General features: G+C 44.6%; 14 protein-coding genes. 7 read left to right on the forward strand and 7 right to left on the reverse strand.

Annotated features, from left to right (window positions below; all coding sequences use genetic code 11):
- Positions 1 to 42 precede the first annotated feature (42 nt).
- The 5 genes from PSF27_RS18535 to PSF27_RS18555 form a co-directional block, all read right to left on the reverse strand.
- Positions 43 to 2832: a M16 family metallopeptidase gene (locus tag PSF27_RS18535; RefSeq protein WP_272682009.1), complete on the reverse strand. Its 2790-nt coding sequence runs from the start codon at positions 2830 to 2832 to the stop codon at positions 43 to 45.
- Positions 2822 to 4528: an ABC transporter ATP-binding protein/permease gene (locus tag PSF27_RS18540; protein WP_272574292.1), complete on the reverse strand. Its 1707-nt coding sequence runs from the start codon at positions 4526 to 4528 to the stop codon at positions 2822 to 2824. Before PSF27_RS18540 ends, PSF27_RS18535 begins: the two co-directional genes overlap by 11 nt.
- A 69-nt stretch (positions 4529 to 4597) precedes the next feature.
- Entirely contained in the window at positions 4598 to 7366 is a 2769-nt protein-coding gene (locus PSF27_RS18545) for a secretin and TonB N-terminal domain-containing protein (protein ID WP_272682010.1), read from the reverse strand.
- A gap of 117 nt (positions 7367 to 7483) precedes the next feature.
- Positions 7484 to 8473: a FecR family protein gene (locus tag PSF27_RS18550; RefSeq protein ID WP_272682011.1), complete on the reverse strand. Its 990-nt coding sequence runs from the start codon at positions 8471 to 8473 to the stop codon at positions 7484 to 7486.
- A 2-nt stretch (positions 8474 to 8475) separates the two neighbouring features.
- Positions 8476 to 9009 (reverse strand): RNA polymerase sigma factor, encoded by a 534-nt coding sequence (locus tag PSF27_RS18555; protein ID WP_272538963.1) that lies wholly within the window; start codon positions 9007 to 9009, stop codon positions 8476 to 8478.
- 200 nt (positions 9010 to 9209) lie between these two features.
- On the opposite strand from PSF27_RS18555, the gene PSF27_RS18560 reads away from it, so the two are divergent.
- Entirely contained in the window at positions 9210 to 9992 is a 783-nt protein-coding gene (locus tag PSF27_RS18560; protein ID WP_272682012.1) for an energy transducer TonB, read from the forward strand.
- A gap of 3 nt (positions 9993 to 9995) precedes the next feature.
- Here the strand turns inward: PSF27_RS18560 and PSF27_RS18565 are convergent, their stop codons facing one another.
- A complete protein-coding gene (locus PSF27_RS18565; RefSeq protein WP_225820231.1) occupies positions 9996 to 10751 on the reverse strand; it encodes an AhpA/YtjB family protein in 756 nt (251 codons plus the stop codon).
- 202 nt (positions 10752 to 10953) lie between these two features.
- Here PSF27_RS18565 and serB point away from each other — a divergent pair, with 202 nt between their 5' ends.
- From serB to nadR, 3 genes are all read left to right on the forward strand, one after another.
- A complete protein-coding gene (serB, locus tag PSF27_RS18570; RefSeq protein WP_206084501.1) occupies positions 10954 to 11931 on the forward strand; it encodes a phosphoserine phosphatase in 978 nt (325 codons plus the stop codon).
- Between the two features lie 514 nt (positions 11932 to 12445).
- Entirely contained in the window at positions 12446 to 13831 is a 1386-nt protein-coding gene (gene radA / locus PSF27_RS18575; protein WP_047756332.1) for a DNA repair protein RadA, read from the forward strand.
- A 24-nt stretch (positions 13832 to 13855) separates the two neighbouring features.
- Complete coding sequence (gene nadR / locus PSF27_RS18580; RefSeq protein WP_272682013.1) at positions 13856 to 15091, forward strand: multifunctional transcriptional regulator/nicotinamide-nucleotide adenylyltransferase/ribosylnicotinamide kinase NadR; 1236 nt, start codon at positions 13856 to 13858, stop codon at positions 15089 to 15091.
- Between the two features lie 193 nt (positions 15092 to 15284).
- On the opposite strand, the gene ettA is transcribed toward nadR, so the two are convergent.
- Positions 15285 to 16952, reverse strand: coding sequence for an energy-dependent translational throttle protein EttA (ettA, locus tag PSF27_RS18585; protein ID WP_206084503.1), 1668 nt, complete (start codon positions 16950 to 16952; stop codon positions 15285 to 15287).
- A 395-nt stretch (positions 16953 to 17347) separates the two neighbouring features.
- On the opposite strand from ettA, the gene PSF27_RS18590 reads away from it, so the two are divergent.
- The 3 genes from PSF27_RS18590 to sltY all read left to right on the forward strand — a co-directional run bounded on the left by PSF27_RS18590 (position 17348) and on the right by sltY (position 20019).
- Entirely contained in the window at positions 17348 to 17491 is a 144-nt protein-coding gene (locus PSF27_RS18590; RefSeq protein ID WP_272539037.1) for a type II toxin-antitoxin system RelE/ParE family toxin, read from the forward strand.
- A gap of 10 nt (positions 17492 to 17501) precedes the next feature.
- On the forward strand, positions 17502 to 17807 hold the full coding sequence (locus PSF27_RS18595) for a HigA family addiction module antitoxin (protein ID WP_272682014.1): 306 nt from the start codon (positions 17502 to 17504) through the stop codon (positions 17805 to 17807).
- A 298-nt stretch (positions 17808 to 18105) separates the two neighbouring features.
- Positions 18106 to 20019, forward strand: a complete 1914-nt coding sequence (gene sltY, locus PSF27_RS18600; protein ID WP_272682015.1) for a murein transglycosylase — start codon at positions 18106 to 18108, stop codon at positions 20017 to 20019.
- Positions 20020 to 20043: the final 24 nt, after the last annotated feature.

Here is a 20043-nt window from a genome sequence, read left to right on the forward strand (position 1 = left end):
AGCCAACAATGCATTGCTGGCTTTCTAATTTTGATTGAGTACTTAAGGCGTCATCATAAACACTTTGCTATTTTGCCCTAAATACTGGTGAGTTAAACGATTAATATCCTCAACTGTGAGTTGGCGAATAATATCTTGTTCTTGGTTTAAACGCTGATATTGCCCATCATCAGCGGCAATTTGTGCCAAAGCTTCGGTCCAATAGCTTGAACTATCTGTTACTTGTGAGTTTTCAGTCAGCCAAATATTTTTCGCTTCAGTTAACTCTTTTTCACTCACACCCGATTGGCGAATTTGCGTAATGGTTTTTTGCGCGATTGCCGTCATTTCCTGCGCACGCTCAGGGGAAGTGGTGAAGTTCAAGCGAGCAAGGTAATAAGGCTGTGGTTTTTTCGCTAACATCTGCGAAAAACCGAGCGCATAAATTCCGCTGGCTTTTTCACGTAGTTCCCCGCGTAAGCGTTGACTAACAAGGGTATCAATCAATTGCAGTGCCAGTTGATCTTGTTGCGACCAAACCGCAGGCGCCGCAAATTGAATGCTTACCATGCTTTTATCACTGCTACTGATTGGGTAGGTTTTATTGAAACTCGCCATTTTTGGCATGATACCTTGGTCGCGTGATACCAATTTTTGGTCACTAGATGGCAGTGAAGCAACCCATTTCTCTAACATTGGTTTCAGGTCCTTGCTATTCATCGCCCCTGTTATGACCAACGTCATATCCGCGGTTGAGGTGAGCAATTGGCGATTGGCTTGTTGCAATTGTTGTGCGGTGAATTGCTGCCAGCCACCTTGTGGATTGATGACTAAAAATTCACCGTGGGTATAACTTTCCTGATTGATATTATCGAGGAAGGTTCGCTCTACCGGGGTTTTCGATAAATTTAACGCGAAAGACTGTTTTTGTTGCTCGAGTTTTTCCCCGCTAAATTGCGGCGCAGTGAGCTTTAAATTCAGCAGCTGCAATGCCGTTTCGAGGTTATCTACAGGGGTTTTACCACGAAAACCGTGTGTCAGTAACTCACTGTAAGGGCGTAGCGAAATTTGGTTGTGTTTTGCCAGCAGCGCTAAATCACGTGCGCTGTAGTGACTATAACCACTGCTTTCAGGCAGTTTCAATGCCCAGTCGGTTAAACCTGCAGTTTGTTGGGTTTCTAAGGAACGGCCGCCTGGTAATTGAAGGTTAAACTGAATATCATCTTTAAGATTTTTATCCGTTTTAACAATCACTTTGATGCCATTACTTAATATCCATTGCTCGGTTTTATCAACAGGCAATTTGTCTTGCTCAACAATAGTGCCTTTTACTACTTCAGGCAGTTGCAAGGTAATCGCTTTTGAACGCAACGTAAATGGCCCTGGTGAGCTTTGGCGGGCGTTGAGCCATTGGGTATTAAATGTGGATTTATCCACGGTTGGGGCATCAGTATCTGGGCCAATCAGCGCTAAGCGCGGGGAAGCCACTTGCAGGAATTTTGCCACATGTTGCTGTAACGCTTGTGGTTTTATTCCATTAATCAATTGATAGCTGCCATCCAATTGCTGGCGTTTATTCCACATTGGCATGTCATACTCAAGGGCAGTCGTCAGTTGCCCTGCCAGATAATCATTGCTGTAACGCTGTTCAGAGGCGGCTTGTAAACTGAGTTTTTTCAACATCGCTTGTTTTGCGCTATCGAGCTCTTCTTGGGTTACAGGCTCTGTGGCTAATCGTTGTAATTCCGTAAACAGAATTTGCGTGGCACCTGCATAGTCATTGCCTTTCGGGTGGATAATCATCAGTTGCTGTAAACGTTGGTTATCCAGCATTGCACCTTGTTCATTGATGCTGATTGACGGTAGAACGCCGTTATCTACCATCACCGTAAAGCGTTGGTTTAAAATGGCGAGCCATAAACTGTCTAATAAGTCTTCTTGCTGCCCTAAGCGGGTATTTAGCGGTGCGCTAACATCCTTTTGCAATGCGAATTGGACATAGCGTGCACCTTGTTCCTTATCAAAAATTCCTTGCACTAACATATTGGTGGAACTAGCAAATTGCTTCCATTGTGGGTTATCTTCCGCCACTTTTTCAGGTTTAGGTAAGGCAAATAACGTATTGACCTGATTGCGAACTGAAGAACTATTAAAGTCACCAATCACTAACAGGGTCATGCGCTGTGGTTGGTACCATGTTTGATAGTAGTTTTTGGCTTGTTCAATTGGGGCTTGGCGTACGATATCAAGGGAGCCAATCGGGTTACGTTCTGCATAACGACTGCCGTGGTAACGTAGTTTTTCAAGGCTATCATTAATGCGATAACCCATCCCTTGGCGTAAACGCCACTCCTCGACAATCACTGGACGTTCTTTTTCAAATGCGTCTTGGTCGAACGTCATATTTGAGGCCCAGTCTGCCATGACTTGCAAGCCTGTCTCTACCTGTTTTGTGGTTGCATCGGGTAACGACAACTTATACAGGGTGGAATTTAAACTGGTGATGGCATTGACGTGGCTACCTAGCTTCAGTCCTTGCTGTTCCAGCTGTTTAAAGCCCGTTGTGCCGGGAAAATGTTTAGTGCCTTTAAACGCCATGTGCTCGGTAAAGTGAGCAAGGCCAAGCTGCTGTTCATTTTCTTGCAATGAGCCGCTATTCACTAATAAACGCAGCTCAACACCTGGCTGGCTACGCTGTAAGAGGTAAACTTGCAGGCCGTTATCTAATTTATAATGCTGTAGGTCGCTACGCACAGGCAGTAAAGTTTGTGCATTTTGGCTAGTGGTAGCATGACCTGCACAGCCGCCCAACACTAAGCTGATGCAAGTAACAAAAGTGATTTTACGAAGCATATTCAGGTGTTCCTGTCATTAAAGAGTCAGTACGGACAGACTCTGAAAGGTGAATTTTTTGTTCTGCAAATTGCGTGACAAAGCTTTGGTGGCTGACGAGGACAATCGCGCTATCGTGCAATTCTGCTTTTAGCAGCGCGAGCAATTCCAATGCGCTGTTTTCATCTAGCGCCGATGTGGTTTCATCAAGCAATAACAGTTTCGGGCGGTTAAGCAACAAACGCGCAAACATAATGCGTTGCTGTTCGCCTCCGGATAGGCGGTTGTTCCAGTCCGTTTCTAAGGCTAACTGATGGTGTAGTTTTTCTAACCCCACTAAGGTCAGTGCATACTGGAAATCGTGTTGGTTAAATTGGCTGGCAGCTTGTGGGTAAGCTAATAGGTTATCTAAGCGGCTGATAGGTAAATACAAGCGCTGTGGGATCCACATGACGTGCTCTGTGCGTGAAATCGTACCGCTAAAGAACGGCCAGTGTCCACTAAGTGTGCGCAGTAAGGTGGATTTACCAATGCCAGAGCGCCCTGAAATTAATGTCAGTTCCCCTTGTTTAGCCGTGAAATTAACATCTTCAACCAGTAGGCGGTTATCTGCCGTTGATACGCTAATTTTGGCGGTTAACGGCGCATGTTGCTCATCAACAGTGACTTGTGCTTTATTGTCGTTTTCCAATAACACCACGAAGTTATATAAACGGGAGACGGTAGCTTGCCATGCCGCGATTTCTTTATAGGCGAAAATAAACCAGCCCAAAGAGGTGGCAACGCTAGTGAACGCTTGGCGCAATTGCATTAACCCACCTAACATAATTTCCCCAGCAAGGAATTTAGGCAAGGCCAATAAAACAGGTGCTAATGCGGTGACTTGTTGGTAACCCACAGTGTAAAAAGATAAATTTCGTTCACAGCGGATCAAACGGTTCCAGTTAGTGATGATTTCACCAAAACGCCCCATTAACTCTTTTCTGTCTTGGTTTTCACCACGTTGCCCTGCGATGGCATCACCGTGTTGGCGGCAGTTAATGAGCGAGGTACGGTAATCTGCCTCACGGCGCTGCTTGTCCATATGCAAACGGCGCAGTGGAAAGCCAATCCACTGGGTGAGGGCGATACCAATTAGGGTATAAATGATGCAAGCCCAGAACATATAACCAGGGATAGTCCAATCGCTATCGGCAAAGTTAAACGACAGGCTACCTGAGAGCGTCCACAAAATCGCAGCGAATGAAACTAGCGTTAGCATTGAGTGGAGGAATGTCACTACTAAATTCAATGTCGATTCAATCAGTAAGCGGATGTCTTCGGCAATACGTTGGTCTGGGTTGTCGGGCTCTTGGGCGGTCAACCTTAACAGGTAATGTTTGCTGTTGGGGGATAACCAACGGCCAAGGACTTGCTCAGTCATGCCTTTGCGCCAACGGATAATCAACATTTGTTTGAGGTAATTCCCCATGACTACTACAAATATTAATCCGCTGACTAAGATAACAAAGTACTGTAATAAGCCATACAGTGCTTGCCCATCAAGCTTTTGTAGCGCGTTATAAAAGTCGCCGTTCCACATGTTCATTTTGACGTTGAACCACACGGATGAGAGCGTTAGCCCCAGCGAGGCGAAAAGTAGTATCCAGCACAAAAGGGCAGCACGCTGCCCCCAAAAAGGTTTTACTAAATAGAAAAATTGTTTCAGTGTCTTCATGACGTTTTATTCATTTGTTGTTTTATTTTAATGATTAATATTGTTTTAATTGCTCACATTGCTGGTGGATTACAGGTCGTAATTCACTTGTAACCAGAACTGACGGCCTGGGTCATAGGACTTCAGCACGCGGTCTTCGAACATAAAGCGGTCCGCAATATTTTTATTATTCAATATGTTGTTCACTTCAACCGAGAAACCGAAGCCATGGGCAAAGTCGGGTTTCCAGCCGAGGCGGGTATCCCATGTGTATTTGCTGGCAAAGTTTTGCTTGGTGTATTTGCGTAGTTGGCCCACTTCAGGGTCGCTATAATAAGAATTGTCATAACGAACGGCTTGGCTGCGAGCTCCCCACCATTGAAGACGGTTATACCAAGTAACATCGTATTCATCCCAGACACTGGTGAGTTCGAGGTTTAACTTGATAGGTGAGTTAAAGCTGGTTGAAGGCAGTTTTGAGGCATCTATAACTTTACCGTCATACCAGACTTTATTCAGGTTCACTTTATTGGCGGGATCGAAAGAGTTATAGCCTGAATCTTTTGGTGTATTACTTTCTGTTTGTTGCCATGTAAAAGACGCATTCATAACATGAGAGGCATCAGCCCATTCCCATGGTTGACTATTTTTCACGGATAAAGTGACTGTATCATGTGAACTACGACCCCCATTGTCATACATGCGAATACTGCGTTTGTCGGCATCACGAGTATCATATTTGGTGCGAGTTCTGACTTCGTCATACCCTTCACGGTGTACGTATTGCAAGCGCCATGTAGTCGAAAGGATCTCTTGTTGCAGTGCTAAGGTGAGCTCATCGTTATATGGCGTTTTTAGTGAATCGATGCCTTCGTAATCTTTTTTATTATCCCAATCGTTATTGTCAGGGTTAAGCGAACATGCGAAATCTTTGCCATAGCCCAAGCAATTTTGCATCCCGTCATTTTGTGCACCGTATAACGCATAAGTGAGCATTGAACGTCCATAATAACGGTTAGCCCCTGCTATCAATTGAGTTGAGCCATCACCGAAGACATCATAAGTTCCACTTAAACGAGGGGCGATATTGGTACGATTGACAAAATCATCGCGATCCAAACGCACTCCTGGACGCAAATTTAATTTGCCATATTGAATGCTATCATCAAGGAAGATGGCGTAATTGGTATAATCCGCAGAATATGAGCCTTTTTTAAACCGAGTGACATTACTTAAGTAACCATCGTATAAGTCATTATCAATGATGTCGCCAGTGTAGGTGTAACGGAAATAGTCTTGATCACGAACGTAGGTTCCTTTGGTGTAATTTACCTCAGCGCCGAGTGTGGGTTGGTGTGTTAATCCAAGTGCATCCTCTTGGGAATTAAAACGCATCACGGTTTTTAGTCCATGAGTTTTCTGTTTAGATTCTAAGTCGCCAAGACCTCCGCTATTGCGTTCAATCATATTCCAATTGTCGTCGAATGCTCTGATCGTTAGGGAATATTTCTGGTCATTTTTTCGATCATCTTTTAAATCTTGGGTATTCGCCGTGACTTCTAGCTGCCCTAAATCTAGCTGATGCTTGAATACGGCGGTAAAACCTAAGCCATTGTGCGTTGAGTCATAGCCTGAGTTGCTAATTGAAGACGAAAAAAGGCGGCTATCATAGTTGGCGTAATTAGCGGATAAATCTAATGAGCTCTTATCGGATAAATCCAATGAATATTTTAAAAAGTAGTTATCCGAAGTACGGCGCTGATTTTTTTTACCCGAATCAGTGGTGATTGGCTCAACTTGGTTATTCTCCAGCACAAAGGCTTCACCCCCCGTGACTGTCATCGGAATGGTCGAACTGCGGCGTGAGGCAGAGAAGACAATCCCTGAATTTTCGCTAACACCTAATTCAAACCAGCCACCAAAGTCATTTTTATCGTAGCGGTTTTGGAAACGCGCAGGGTTGGCGGTATCATTTTTAGTGGTATCGATGCTTTGTGATGAATCGTGGAACAAATTATTCCAACCTGAACGGGTTAAGCGGTAATAGGCATGGGCGCTATTTTCCCCTTGCCAGCGACGGCTATTCACCTCAACGGTACCCCCCGTAAAACCACCAAATTCGACAGGAATGTTGTTATCGTACACCGTCATACTGTCAATGAGACGGCTATCGATGTAAATCCCTTGGTCGCTGCTGCTTAAGCGGGTTGACGTTTCCCCTAAACCGTTATCAGCAGGGTCAAAGTCATTATTAAAACTCACACCATCAAGGCGATAGGCATTTTGGTAGCTACTTGAACCGTGGATCGACACGCGGGAAGGTTTGATTTCCCCTTGGTTCATGGAGTTGCTGTCGTTGTTGGCAAATTGCACCGCAGGGTTGGTTTTCATCAGGTCAGTAATGTTGCCATCACCTGTATTTTTTTGGCTGATTTCTTCGGCGGTAACATATTGCGGTGCTGACATCACATCGGTTGCAGGGTGATTCTGAACCACACCCGAGACTTGGGTTTCAGGTAAAACCAATGTGCCTTGGTTTAAATTTTGCTGGCGGATCACGAAAACGCCATTTTCACTGACAAGTTCTAACCCGCTACCGATAAGTATTTTTTGTAATGCGGTTTGTGCGGAGTAATTGCCAGACAATGCAGGTGCACGCAAGCCATTTAATTGGCTTTTATCGTACAATAGTTGGATTTGGCCTTGGCGGCTAATTTCTGCAACGGAGGTTGCGAGCGATTGTTCGGGTAGTGAGAATGCCAGCTCTTGTGCAGCTGCGGATTGGCAAACTATTGCGCTACCAACTGCCACAGCAAGGGCAAGCGGCTTTAACCGGCCTTGAGTAAACTGAATAGACATGGATATCCCTTATTCTTAAGCTGCACAAAAAGTGTGCGGAAAATAGTCAGTAAAAAACGAACTACTTAAGAAGAGGGTGAAATGAGAATTATCCTCACCTGTAAATGAAAATATTTTTCATTTATTTTTTTTATTGTTGATAATCAAAATGTTATTTTTATCTTGATAGACAACTTGGACAGGTAATAGTGAAGGAAGGGCTTGAAAAAACAGATCTGGCTGACGGATATTGATACGCCCTGAGATTTTACTGTTTGCTAAAGTGGCAGGTGAAAGCTCAACATTAACAGCAGAATAGTTTTTGAGTTCAGCGAGTACTTCAGCAAGGGGTTTATCCACAAAAACCAATTCGCCAAAGCGCCAGCGCGCGACATCCTGCGCATCCACGTGTTGTCGGGTAATTTTGCTACTCGGGCTGGCACTGACCGCGCTATCGCCAGCGAGCAAAAAAACAGGGTGGGAGTTTTGTTCGCTTTGGAAGCTCACAATGCCTTGGCTAACATTCACCGAAACCTGTTGTGCGGCCTTATTTACTTCAAACTCGGTACCAACAACCTGAATACGCCGTTGGTCAGATTGAATAACAAAGGGGCGGTAAGGGTTTGATTTTACTTTGAAATACGCATTGCCTTCATCAAGGTACAGGTTACGCACAGGCGTTTCATAGGCAACACGGACACGGGTATGGCGGTTGAGAAATAATTGAGAACCATCGGGTAATGTGACTTCTTTTGGAGTATCCATCGTCACTAATGTCATGTTATTCAATAACATGGAGGGTAAATGGCTGTAAGGTAAAAATAAAATAGCAGCGATAAAAAATGCGGCTAATGTATTACCCAGCGGCCGCCAGAGGCGAAAAAAAGGGCGTTTTTCACTTGCCTCTTTTTTAGCACTGGCAGGGCGAGGCATTGCATCAAAATCACGCCATACTGACGCCATTGCGTCATAGGCTTTTGCATGTTCAGAGGACGCCGCAAGCCATTGTTTAAATTGCGCGGTTTCCTGTTCACTGATGCGTTGGCTGTGCATTCGGGTAAACCAAAGTGCAGCCTCTTCATCAATGCGGTCTGTATCCTCTGATTCGTGCAAAGGCTCGTGTGTCATGACTATTTATTGCCCTGATTATCAAGGTGTTTTTTACAATGAACTAACGCCGCCGCAATGTGTTTTTCCACCATACTGATTGAAATTTCCATTCGCTCAGCGATTTCACTTTGCGATAACCCATCAAAACGATATAGCAAGAATGCTTCTCGCCGACGAGGAGGCAAAGTTTCAAGGGCTTCACTTAACCGTTGAATGCGTTGCTGATGTTCCAGTATTTCACTGGGATCAGCTTCGCGTTGCTCTAAACTGTGTTCATGCGCGATCTCATCAATGGCGGTTTCTGATTTGGTTTGGCGCAGGTTACGCCGCCAATGATCAATCAGCACATGATTTGCAATTTTAAACAGGTAAGCGCGGCTCTCTTTTACTGGTGTTTGTTCCTTGCGATTAAGCCATAGTGTAAACACATCCTGTGATAAATCATCAGCATCGTTGCTGTTGTCTAGCCGATTGCGGAAAAACCGTACAAGTTGGCTATAAGTTGACTGATACGCACCGCTAATTTTGCGGGCAAGGGATTTATCGATGGTCATTTTACTGGTGTCAATGTTATCAAAGTGCGCAAATAACAGGATGGGAGCCCTAAATGCGCTGATGAATAATCCGCTCAGATTACTTTTTATTATGAATCAATATCTTATTTTAATTATTGTGTTTTTAATAATAATAATGAATATCATTTTTGTTTGTATTATGCCTATAATCTGCAAAAAATAAAGTCGTGAGGCAGAATATGAGCAGTATAACGGGCAAGTTAGAACGCCCGATTTTCCGTCCACTGGGCGGTTTGGCGTTGAGTTGTCTTTTCCATGGAACACTAGCAATTATTTTTATTGGATGGTTTACGTCTTCCATCCCCAAAACAGGCGTATTGCCACCCGCAATTTCTTTGCAACTCGGGGTTTATCAGCTAGAGCAGCAAGCGGAGCCTGAGGTGAACCATGCGCCTAAACAGCAAGTGGTGACTCGCGAGGAAACCTTGCCAGAAGTGGTGGAAAAAGCGGAGAAATTGCCTGAAACTGCACTGGTGGATAATGGTACATTAACGAAAGTGACGGAGAGAAAACGCCCACCAAAGAAAAAAATTCCTCAAGAGAAAAAAGTGTTTGAAGATGCCCCTGTGACGACCCAAGAGTCTGCAGTGACATCCGCACCCGCGTCAGGAAGTGAATCCAGCAGCAGTGCAAACTTTTCTAGCAATGCCTCGATGGCAGTGAGTGGTCACCAAGGGTGGCAAAGCGAAGTCCATCAACGTATTGCAAAAACAAAGCGTTACCCACGTGCAGCGCTGCGTTTTCGCTCAACAGGGGTTTCCCAAGTGAAAGTGGTGCTGGATAGCAAAGGGGAAGTTATCACCGCGAGTTTGTTTAATTCGTCAGGCACAAAAATTTTAGATAAAGAAGCCATTGCAACAATTTCACGCGCGGCACCTTTTCCAGTACCGCCAGAAACTTTATTAGTTGATGGACGTGTGGAATTTATTGCTCCGATTGTATTTGATACAACTTCAATTTAAGCGTTATTTTTCCGATTGTGACGGCTTTCGCTTTGAGGCAGGCCGTTTTGGCCGATAAGGACGAGGCTCTTTTTTGCGCCGCAATCGGACAGGTTTTGCGCGGATAGCCGGCTCATCGCTTTGGTTATCTACTTCATTTTCTTCGTTATTTTCTTCAGTATTTACCACTAACGGTGGTGGCTGTTTGTGGCCTTTCTTTTTCTTCAATTTCAGTAAGGTATTGGCCAAAACAAAACCTATGCACAGCGCGAATAAAATAAAAATGCGTAATACGTTGGTGCTGTTATCTGCTTGCTGAATTTCCGCTGCTAGCAATTCGGTATCAATTGTCAGGCGTAAGTAGCCTTTCGGTTCTTTCGCGCCTTGAATAGGGACAACAAGTTGATATTGAAAGTTTTGCAGCGAAGAATTATTGTCAATGGCAAGGCGTTCTTTGACTGTTGTTGGTTCTCCAACTTGAGTGACCAATGTCCCACTCGCGGTGTAGATACTCGCATCTAAAATATAGCGGTCTTTTGCCACATTATTTAAATTGGCATTAATTCGTTCCAAATTAAAATCTTTGCTGCCAGGAACAATATAATCAGATAAGCTGAAAGCAACCTGTTCAGCAAGAACATAAGTCAATTGTTTAAATTGCTCGATTCGGCTTTGATTTTGGCTATAACCTAAATAGGAAATGCCGTGCATCAGTAAAGTTACCAGCGCAACGCAGATAACGATAATGACAGTTTTATGTAGCCTGAAGGTGCGTTTCATTGCTTTATTGGTGCTCTCGACTTATTTTGAGTATAAAGATAGCCTTATACTCAAGTAATAGGGGTTTATATTTCGTTTTCGCAGTAAATTCGCAGTAAAAACGTAAGGTTATAAAGCCTTAAAGTTTAGTATAGTGGCTTCGTTCGGCTACTCGCAACACATCATTATAAAAAAGTTATTTCGATTACAGGAGCGCATTTTCATGTCAACGAGTTTGACCTATTGTTACCTACCCGACGAAATCCAAAAATGGCCTGGTCTGCCCCTTTCTTTAAGTGGGGAAGAAGTGATGCCCCTTGATTATCGTGCTGGTGACAGTGGGTGGTTGCTCTATGGTCGCGGTTTAGATAAAGCGAGGATCAGTAATTTCCAACAACGTCTGGGAATTGCGATTGTGATTGTATCTTCATGGCGCATTGATGACTACCAAGTTGTAAGGATTGCAGGCAGCATCACGCCAAGAATTAAAAAGCTCGCTGATGAATGTCAACTAGACGTGGTGCCATTAGGGCAAATCCCACGCTTACGTTCGCCGGGGATTTTGTTGATGGATATGGACTCCACCGCAATTCAAATCGAATGCATTGATGAAATTGCCCGCTTAGCAGGGGTGGGTGAGCAAGTGGCCGAAGTCACTGAACGAGCAATGCAAGGGGAGCTGGATTTTACCGAAAGCCTACGTGCCCGTGTCGCATTATTGGAAGGCGCAGATGCAGCTATCTTAGATAAAGTCTTAGAAACACTGCCATTAATGCCTGGGTTAACGAACCTTGTTCGTAAGCTACAAGCGATGAACTGGCATATTGCAATTGCCTCAGGCGGTTTTACGTTTTTCGCCGACAACCTAAAACAAAAACTCAAATTAGTGGCGGCTGTAGCGAACCAGCTTGAAGTGAAAAATGGTAAGCTAACAGGGAAAGTTAAAGGGCCGATTGTTGATGCAAAATATAAAGCGCAAACCCTAGTAAAACTGGCGGAAAAACTCGAGATCCCAATAGAGCAAACCGTGGCGATCGGCGATGGTGCCAATGACCTAAAAATGATCCGTAAGGCAGGTCTGGGAATAGCATATCATGCGAAACCAAAGGTGTATGCGAGAGCAAAAGTGGCGATTCGTCATGCGGATCTCATGGGGGTGTTGTGTGTACTCAGTGGGGGCCTGAAGCACGAGGAACGCTAATATTCTTCATATTTCGTGCTGTGGCGGTGTTGGCTGCACTCGGCTGCTTGGGTCACATACTTGTGTATGCTCCCCAAGACATCCTCCTTTGCCGCCTTGCCACAACACGAACTATTTTGAATATTAGTTTTAAATTAATTTAGTTTATAAGAAGAGTTTGCTGTGGCGGTGTTGGCTGCACTCGGCTGCTTGGGTCACATACTTGTGTATGCTCCTAGGGCTTAGCTTCACTTGCCGCCTTGCTACAACACAATCCATTTTGAATATTATGAGATTAATTTAACGCTAAATTAATAGATAAAAGAGTTTGCTGTAGCGGTGTTGGCTTCACTCGGCTGCTTGGGTCACATACTTGTGTATGCTCCTAGGGCTTAGTTTCACTTGCCGCCTTGCTACAACACAATCCATTTTGAATATTAAGCTAATTTAATTTTCGAGATTTCAAGACTCAAGAACATTAGAACATTGTGATTCGTTGGTTGTAAAACAGCATAATTTTAACGAGGAGTTTGGTGTGGCGAAAGGGGTAAAAAGGGCGTTTGTCTGTAATGAATGCGGGGCAGATTATCCGCGTTGGCAGGGGCAATGCAGTGCTTGCCATGCATGGAATACGATTACGGAAGTGCGTCTTGCCTCAACAAACTCGGCTTCACGTAATGACCGGTTAACGGGGTATGCGGGGAATGCGGCTGGGGTGAGTAAAGTTCAGAAACTCTCTGATATCAGCCTTGAAGAATTGCCTCGCTTTACGACAGGTTTTAAAGAGTTTGACCGTGTATTGGGCGGTGGAGTTGTGCCAGGAAGTGCCATTTTGATCGGCGGAAATCCAGGGGCGGGTAAAAGCACCTTGCTACTGCAAACCATGTGTTTGTTATCTCGTGAAATGAAAACCCTGTATGTTACGGGGGAAGAGTCATTGCAACAGGTGGCGATGCGCGCACACCGATTAGGTTTGCCTACAGACTCGCTCAATATGCTCTCTGAGACCAGCATCGAACAAATTTGTTTAACCGCAGAGCAAGAACAGCCTAAATTAATGGTGATTGATTCCATCCAGGTGATGCATATGGCGGATATCCAATCGTCACCGGGCAGTGTTGCGCAAGTCCGTGAAACTGCTGCCTATTTAACGCGGTTTGCCAAAACCCGCGGTGTCGCCATCATTATGGTAGGTCACGTGACCAAAGATGGCTCACTGGCAGGGCCTAAAGTGCTTGAACACTGTATTGACTGCTCGATTATGTTAGATGGTGATGCCGATAACCGTTTCCGTACTTTACGCAGCCATAAAAACCGTTTTGGGGCAGTGAACGAATTAGGGGTGTTTGCTATGACAGAGCAAGGCCTTAAAGAAGTGAGCAATCCCTCCGCGATTTTCTTAAGTCGCGGCGATGAAATTACGTCTGGGAGTTCCGTGATGGTGGTGTGGGAAGGGACACGCCCACTGCTGGTGGAAATCCAAGCGCTGGTCGATCACTCAATGATGTCGAACCCACGTCGTGTAGCTGTTGGCTTAGAGCAAAACCGTTTAGCCATTTTATTGGCGGTGCTGCACCGTCACGGTGGCTTGCAAATGTCGGATCAAGACGTGTTTGTGAATGTAGTAGGGGGCGTAAAAGTGACTGAAACCAGTGCTGATCTCGCTTTGCTATTGTCTCTTGTATCCAGTTTCCGTGACAGGCCATTACCGCGCGACCTTGTTGTTTTTGGCGAAGTCGGGTTGGCGGGTGAAATCCGCCCAGTACCTAGTGGGCAAGAGCGTATTTCAGAGGCGGCAAAACACGGTTTTAAACGCGCTATTGTTCCCCATGCCAATATGCCGAAAAAATCACCACCAGATATGAAAGTGTATGGGGTGAAGAAATTAGCGGATGCATTAAGTATTTTGGATGAGCTATAACGCTTAGAGCAAAAAGGAAAAACCATGGCTGAATTTGACTATCTAAAAAACGCGATCAAAAGAGCGGGCTATACGCTTCAACAGGTTGCGGATGCGACAGATATGACCAAAGGCTATCTCAGCCAGTTGATTAACGACAAAATTAAGAGCCCAAGCGCCCAAAAAATCGCTGCGCTTCATCGCTTTCTTGGATTGGAATTCCCCAATCAGCAAAAAACGATTGGTGTGGTTTTTGGTAAATTTTACCCGCTACATACGGGGCATATCTATCTTATTCAGCGGGCGTGTAGCCAAGTGGATGAATTGCACATTATTTTGTGCCATGATGAACCTCGTGATAAAGAGCTGTTCGTCAATAGCTCCATGTCCCAACAACCCACGGTGAGCGACAGATTGCGTTGGTTACTGCAAACCTTTAAATATCAAAAGAATATCCATATTCATTCGTTTGATGAACAGGGGATCGAGCCTTATCCACACGGCTGGGAAGTGTGGAGCGATGGGATGAAAGGCTTTTTGAAAAAGCACAACATTAACCCCAGTTTTATCTATTCAGGGGAGGCGAACGACGCCCCTCGCTATAAGAAATACTTGGGGATTGAAACCATCCTTATCGACCCTGAGCGCACGTTTATGAATATTAGCGGTAACCAAATCCGCCAAGCACCATTTCGTTATTGGGAATATATCCCAACGGAAGTTAAACCCTTCTTTGTTCGTAAAGTCGCTATTCTTGGTGGTGAATCCAGTGGAAAATCGACGTTAGTCAATAAGTTAGCTAATATTTTCAATACCTCCAGTGCATGGGAATATGGTCGTGACTATGTGTTTAGCCACTTAGGTGGTGATGAGATGGCATTGCAATATTCGGACTACGACAAAATTGCATTGGGGCATGCACAGTACATTGATTTCGCAGTGAAATATGCCAATAAAGTCGCATTTATTGATACCGACTTCGTCACGACTCAAGCCTTTTGTTTACGCTATGAAGGTAAAGAGCACCCATTTGTTCAGGCACTGATAGACGAATACCGATTCGATTTGGTAATAGTTTTAGAGAATAACACCCCTTGGGTGGCAGATGGTTTAAGAAGCTTGGGCAGTGATAAAGACCGAAAAGCTTTTCAAAACCTACTGATTGAAATGCTTAAGAAAAATAATATTGAATTTGTGCGGGTGGAATCCTCAGATTACGATACACGCTTCTTGGAGTGTGTCACCCTCGTTCAGCAGTTATTGATGCTAGATGACTTATAAAATTATCCAATAAAAACGGCATCATTAGGTGCTAATTTTATTTTACTAACACTCTATTACTCCATCTATCCCTTAAATAATTTGGATTATAGGTAGGCGGCAAGGGAGTGAGTCCCTAGGAGCATACATTAGTATGTGACTAGGGCTCACGAGCGCAGCCAACACCGCTATAATCCGAAATTATGACAGGGATTTATTTGGTCATTCTTTTGTATTTCATCCTGTGCGGCTGCAACGCTTCCGCGCCTAACGTCCGCTTCTTGTAATCTTCATACTCAGAGAAGTTACCTTCGAAGAACGTAATATTACCTTCATCTTGATAATCAATGATATGCGTAGCGATACGGTCAAGGAACCAACGGTCATGGGAAATAACCATTGCACAACCTGGGAACTCTAACAGCGCATTTTCTAATGCACGTAAGGTTTCTACGTCGAGGTCGTTAGTTGGTTCATCGAGTAACAGCACGTTGCCGCCCACTTGCAGCAGTTTTGCTAAGTGTAAACGACCGCGTTCACCACCGGATAATTCGCCAACACGTTTACCTTGGTCAACGCCTTTAAAGTTAAATCGGCCAACGTAAGCACGGCTTGGGATCTCGAAATTGCCGATGCGCATGATGTCTTGTCCGTTGGAAATTTCTTCCCACACGGTTTTGCTGTCATCCATTGAGTCACGGAATTGGTCAACAGACGCGATTTTTACCGTCTCACCCAAGGTGATCGAGCCTGAGTCAGGTTGCTCTTGGCCTGAAATCATACGGAACAAGGTCGATTTACCCGCACCGTTTGGACCGATGATCCCAACAATGGCTCCTTTAGGAATGGAGAAATTCAGGTTATCGATTAATACGCGGTCGCCATAAGATTTGCTTAGGTTTTCAACTTCGATCACTTTGTCACCTAAACGTGGTCCAGGTGGAATAAAGAGCTCGCTTGTTTCATTACGTTTTTGATATTCAACGTTATTAAGTTCTTCAAAGCGAGCAAGGCGTGCCTTACCTTTCGATTGACGGCCTTTTGGATTTTGGCGGATCCACTCAAGTTCTTTCTCGATAGACTTACGGCGAGCGGCTTCAGTTGATGCTTCTTGCGCCAAACGTTCATCTTTTTGCTCAAGCCAAGAGGAGTAGTTACCTTCCCATGGAATACCTTCACCACGGTCAAGTTCGAGGATCCAACCTGCAACGTTATCTAAGAAATAGCGGTCATGCGTGATGGCGACAACGGTGCCTTCATAGTCATGTAAGAAGCGCTCTAACCACGCAACGGATTCGGCATCCAAGTGGTTGGTTGGCTCATCGAGCAGCAGCATGTCTGGTTTTTCCAGCAGTAGGCGGCAAATTGCCACACGGCGGCGTTCCCCCCCAGAGAGGTTTTCGATTTTTGCATCCCAAGCTGGCAGGCGCAGCGCATCAGCAGCACGCTCCAATTGGTTATCTAAATTGTGGCCATCTTGTGCTGAAATAATCGCTTCTAACTCGCCTTGTTCTTTGGCCAGTTTATCAAAATCAGCACCTTCTTCAGCGTAGGCGGCATAAACTTCGTCTAAACGCGTTAATGCACGTTTAACTTCGCCAACAGCCTCTTCCACCGCTTCACGCACAGTGTGCTCAAGGTTCAGTTTTGGTTCTTGTGGCAGGTAGCCGATTTTTAAACCAGGTTGCGGACGTGCTTCACCTTCGATATCGGTATCAATACCCGCCATGATGCGCAGTAATGTTGATTTACCTGCACCGTTGAGACCTAAAACACCGATCTTAGCCCCCGGGAAGAAGCTCAGAGAGATATTTTTTAAAATATGACGTTTCGGTGGAACAATTTTTCCAACCCGATACATACTATAAACGAATTGAGCCAAGTTATTTACCTTTTGTTTTATAAAGGGAATTTTAATTTTATGCTGTTTTCTGTACGTCAGGGGAAAATGCCCTAAAAGACAGAGAAAAACCGCGATAAATTGTTTGTCCTGAACTATACCTGAACATCAGAGGATCATCCATCCCTCCCCGTTATCTGATGAGAGATAGGCAGATAACAGCGGTGTTTTATTTTTAAACATTTACTTTTTTAACTCTGACTGTGTAGTGAGTCGATGCGCTATACAGGGAGTGAATTGTGATAAAAAGTTTTATGCACAAAGGAATAGAGCGTTTTTTAGGATGGTAATTACCTCAGGTATTCAAGCGAAACATATTACAAAATTATGGATACCGCTTACTGCGTTAAATACGACCAAAAGGCCACAAGATATGTCTGCACCCTAGTTGGGAACTACATCAGTTAAAAGATGCTGATTTGCAAAGTCATTGGTCAATATCCGTCAATGGAAATTGGCGATTAACGTTTAAATTTGAGGGTGAAGATGCCATCCTCGTTGATTATCAAGATTATCATTAAGGTGAAAATCATGAATAAAATGCATAACCCTGTACACCCTAGTATTGTGCTGCGTGAGTATTTAGAGGGAATTTCAGTGACAGACGCTGCGAAAGGGCTGGGTGTCACACGTGCAACATTGTCGCGTATTCTTAATGGTAGCAGTGGCGTTTCAGCAGATATGGCGATCCGCTTGGAAATGGCATTAGGAACCAGTGCAAAGATGTGGGTAGAAATACAGGCTCAATATGAACTTTGGCAAGCTTCTTTGGAAGAACGCCCCGCAATTAAACCGTTATTTCCGAGGAGCAAAGACTTTAAATCATTTATGGGCTGACTGATACGTAAAAGACTGTAAAGTCGATAAATTCAAGAACTCTCCGCTGTTACTAAATAAAAACTTTCGGTAGCATTCACAGTATTGATATATGTTTAATATACCCGTAATCCTACAAGTTGCAGCGCTTTTCGTTGAGGTATAAGTGACAGCGCTCAGTTAGCAGAGTCACATAGTTTATCTATGCTCCTCGCCTATCTTCGCTTGTCGCCTACCTGCAACTCGAATTATTTGGGGTATATATAGGTTAAGGTTTCTCCTGTATTTTGACTTTAGTTTAGCGATGGAGCGAGAGGATATGAAACGTTGGTTAGCGGCAGTTCCAGTAACAATGATGCTGGTTTCTAGTACCGTATGGGCAGATTCCCTACAGTCACAGCGGGAGCGGTATCAAGCGATTAAAACCGCTTGGGATGCAAATAAAATGGATGAAGTGGAGCGCTTATTGCCGACATTGCATGATTATCCTCTTTATCCCTATTTGGCTTACCGTGAGTTGACGCAAGATCTTGATATTGTTTCACCTCGTCAAGTTCAAGAGTTTATTAATGCCTACCCAACGCTACCTGTTGCTAAGAATTTAAAAACGCGTTTTGTCAATGAACTTGCCCGTCGCCAAGAGTGGAAATCATTGCTTGAATTTAGTCCTGAGGTACCAAAACCTGCCGAAGCACAATGTAATTTCTATTTTGCTAACTGGGCGGTTGGGAACAAACAAGTGGCTTGGCAAGGCGCTGAAAAAGCGTGGTTAAATGGCCATTCAATGCCCGCTGCCTGCGATAAACTATTTAACGAATGGGAAAAAGCAGGCTATTTAAGTGCTGAAATGGTGCTGGAGCGTATTAATCTGGCGATTAAAGAAGGGAACCCGTCGATTGCCAGTTATTTAGCAAAACGTCTACCACCGAGTTATAAAACCATTGGTGATGCGTTGATTAAATTGCAAAATGAGCCAGCTTCGGTGGTTTCGTTTGCAAACACTGTCACCCCAACGGATTTTACTCGCCAAGCAACCATTGCGGCATTTAACCGTTATGCTCGCCAATCGCCAGATGCTGCTCGCTCCGTATTAAGCAGCGTAAGCTCTGCGCAAAAAATGAATATGGCCGAAAGCCAGCAGCTAAAAGACAGCATTGCATGGCAGTACATGGGGGATGTGACTCCTGAACAAGCGCAGTGGCGTGATGAAACTATTCAGGAAACGAATTCAGCTTCGTTAAAAGAGCGCCGTGTTCGTCTTGCGTTAGGGCAAGGGGATAAAATGGGTGTCGCTTCATGGTTAAGGCAGCTTCCAGCGGAAGTGAAAAACAAAGAAGAATGGCAATATTGGCAGGCGATTACGCTAATTGATGCAGGGAAAAAAGCGGAAGGCGAAACGCTGCTTCGCCAGCTAACTGAAAAACGTGGTTTCTACCCGATGGTTGCCGCACAAGTGTTAGAGATTGATTACCCTGTGTTAGTCAAAAGCGCGGTGAAGCCTGATGCGAGCATCAGCCAGCTCCCTGAAGTCCAACGTGTGCGAGAGCTAATGTATTGGGAAATGGATAATTTAGCGCGCTCAGAATGGGCAAGCTTGGTGGCATCCCGCCCAGCTAATCAACAAGAACAGTTGGCACGTTATGCGTTCGATAATAAATGGGCGGATCTCAGCGTGCAAGCGACGATCACGGCAAAACTGTGGGATCACCTTGAAGAGCGCTTCCCATTGGCGTGGGATAAAGAATTTAATCTGTATACCAAATCAAAAGACATACAAAAAAGTTATGCGATGGCGATCGCCCGCCAAGAAAGTGCTTGGAACCCGCAAGCACGTTCGCCTGTTGGTGCGACAGGTTTGATGCAGTTAATGCCAGCAACCGCAAAACATACGGCACAGAAGCAAGGCATTGATTATGTGAATACTAGCCAGCTAACTAACCCAACGATGAACATCGAGCTGGGGACGGCTTATCTGGAAGATGTGTATCAGCAATTTGGTAACAACCGTATCTTAGCCAGTGCAGCCTATAACGCAGGCCCATCACGAGTGACACGTTGGCTAGGAAACAGCGGTGGTCGCATCGATGCCGTGGCATTTGTTGAAAGTATTCCATTCTCGGAAACTCGCGGGTACGTGAAAAATGTGCTGTCGTATGATTTATTTTATCGCCATTTTATGGGGCAAAAGAATAGTAAGGTTCTTATGCCTAACGAATGGAATATGAAATACTAAAAATACTCTTCATATTTCGAATTG

Source organism: Providencia sp. PROV129 (genome assembly GCF_028482245.1).
Lineage (GTDB): Bacteria > Pseudomonadota > Gammaproteobacteria > Enterobacterales > Enterobacteriaceae > Providencia > Providencia vermicola.

What these genes read in the sequence shown, in the direction of transcription:
- PSF27_RS18540 (WP_272574292.1), bottom strand. Translation starts at nt 4,528, where the DNA reads ATGAAGACACTGAAACAATTTTTCTATTTAGTAAAACCTTTTTGGGGG.
- serB (WP_206084501.1), top strand. Translation starts at nt 10,954, where the DNA reads ATGTCAACGAGTTTGACCTATTGTTACCTACCCGACGAAATCCAAAAA.
- sltY (WP_272682015.1), top strand. Translation starts at nt 18,106, where the DNA reads ATGAAACGTTGGTTAGCGGCAGTTCCAGTAACAATGATGCTGGTTTCT.
- PSF27_RS18555 (WP_272538963.1), bottom strand. Translation starts at nt 9,009, where the DNA reads ATGACCATCGATAAATCCCTTGCCCGCAAAATTAGCGGTGCGTATCAG.
- PSF27_RS18565 (WP_225820231.1), bottom strand. Translation starts at nt 10,751, where the DNA reads ATGAAACGCACCTTCAGGCTACATAAAACTGTCATTATCGTTATCTGC.
- PSF27_RS18595 (WP_272682014.1), top strand. Translation starts at nt 17,502, where the DNA reads ATGAATAAAATGCATAACCCTGTACACCCTAGTATTGTGCTGCGTGAG.
- PSF27_RS18550 (WP_272682011.1), bottom strand. Translation starts at nt 8,473, where the DNA reads ATGACACACGAGCCTTTGCACGAATCAGAGGATACAGACCGCATTGAT.
- nadR (WP_272682013.1), top strand. Translation starts at nt 13,856, where the DNA reads ATGGCTGAATTTGACTATCTAAAAAACGCGATCAAAAGAGCGGGCTAT.
- PSF27_RS18560 (WP_272682012.1), top strand. Translation starts at nt 9,210, where the DNA reads ATGAGCAGTATAACGGGCAAGTTAGAACGCCCGATTTTCCGTCCACTG.
- PSF27_RS18535 (WP_272682009.1), bottom strand. Translation starts at nt 2,832, where the DNA reads ATGCTTCGTAAAATCACTTTTGTTACTTGCATCAGCTTAGTGTTGGGC.
- PSF27_RS18545 (WP_272682010.1), bottom strand. Translation starts at nt 7,366, where the DNA reads ATGTCTATTCAGTTTACTCAAGGCCGGTTAAAGCCGCTTGCCCTTGCT.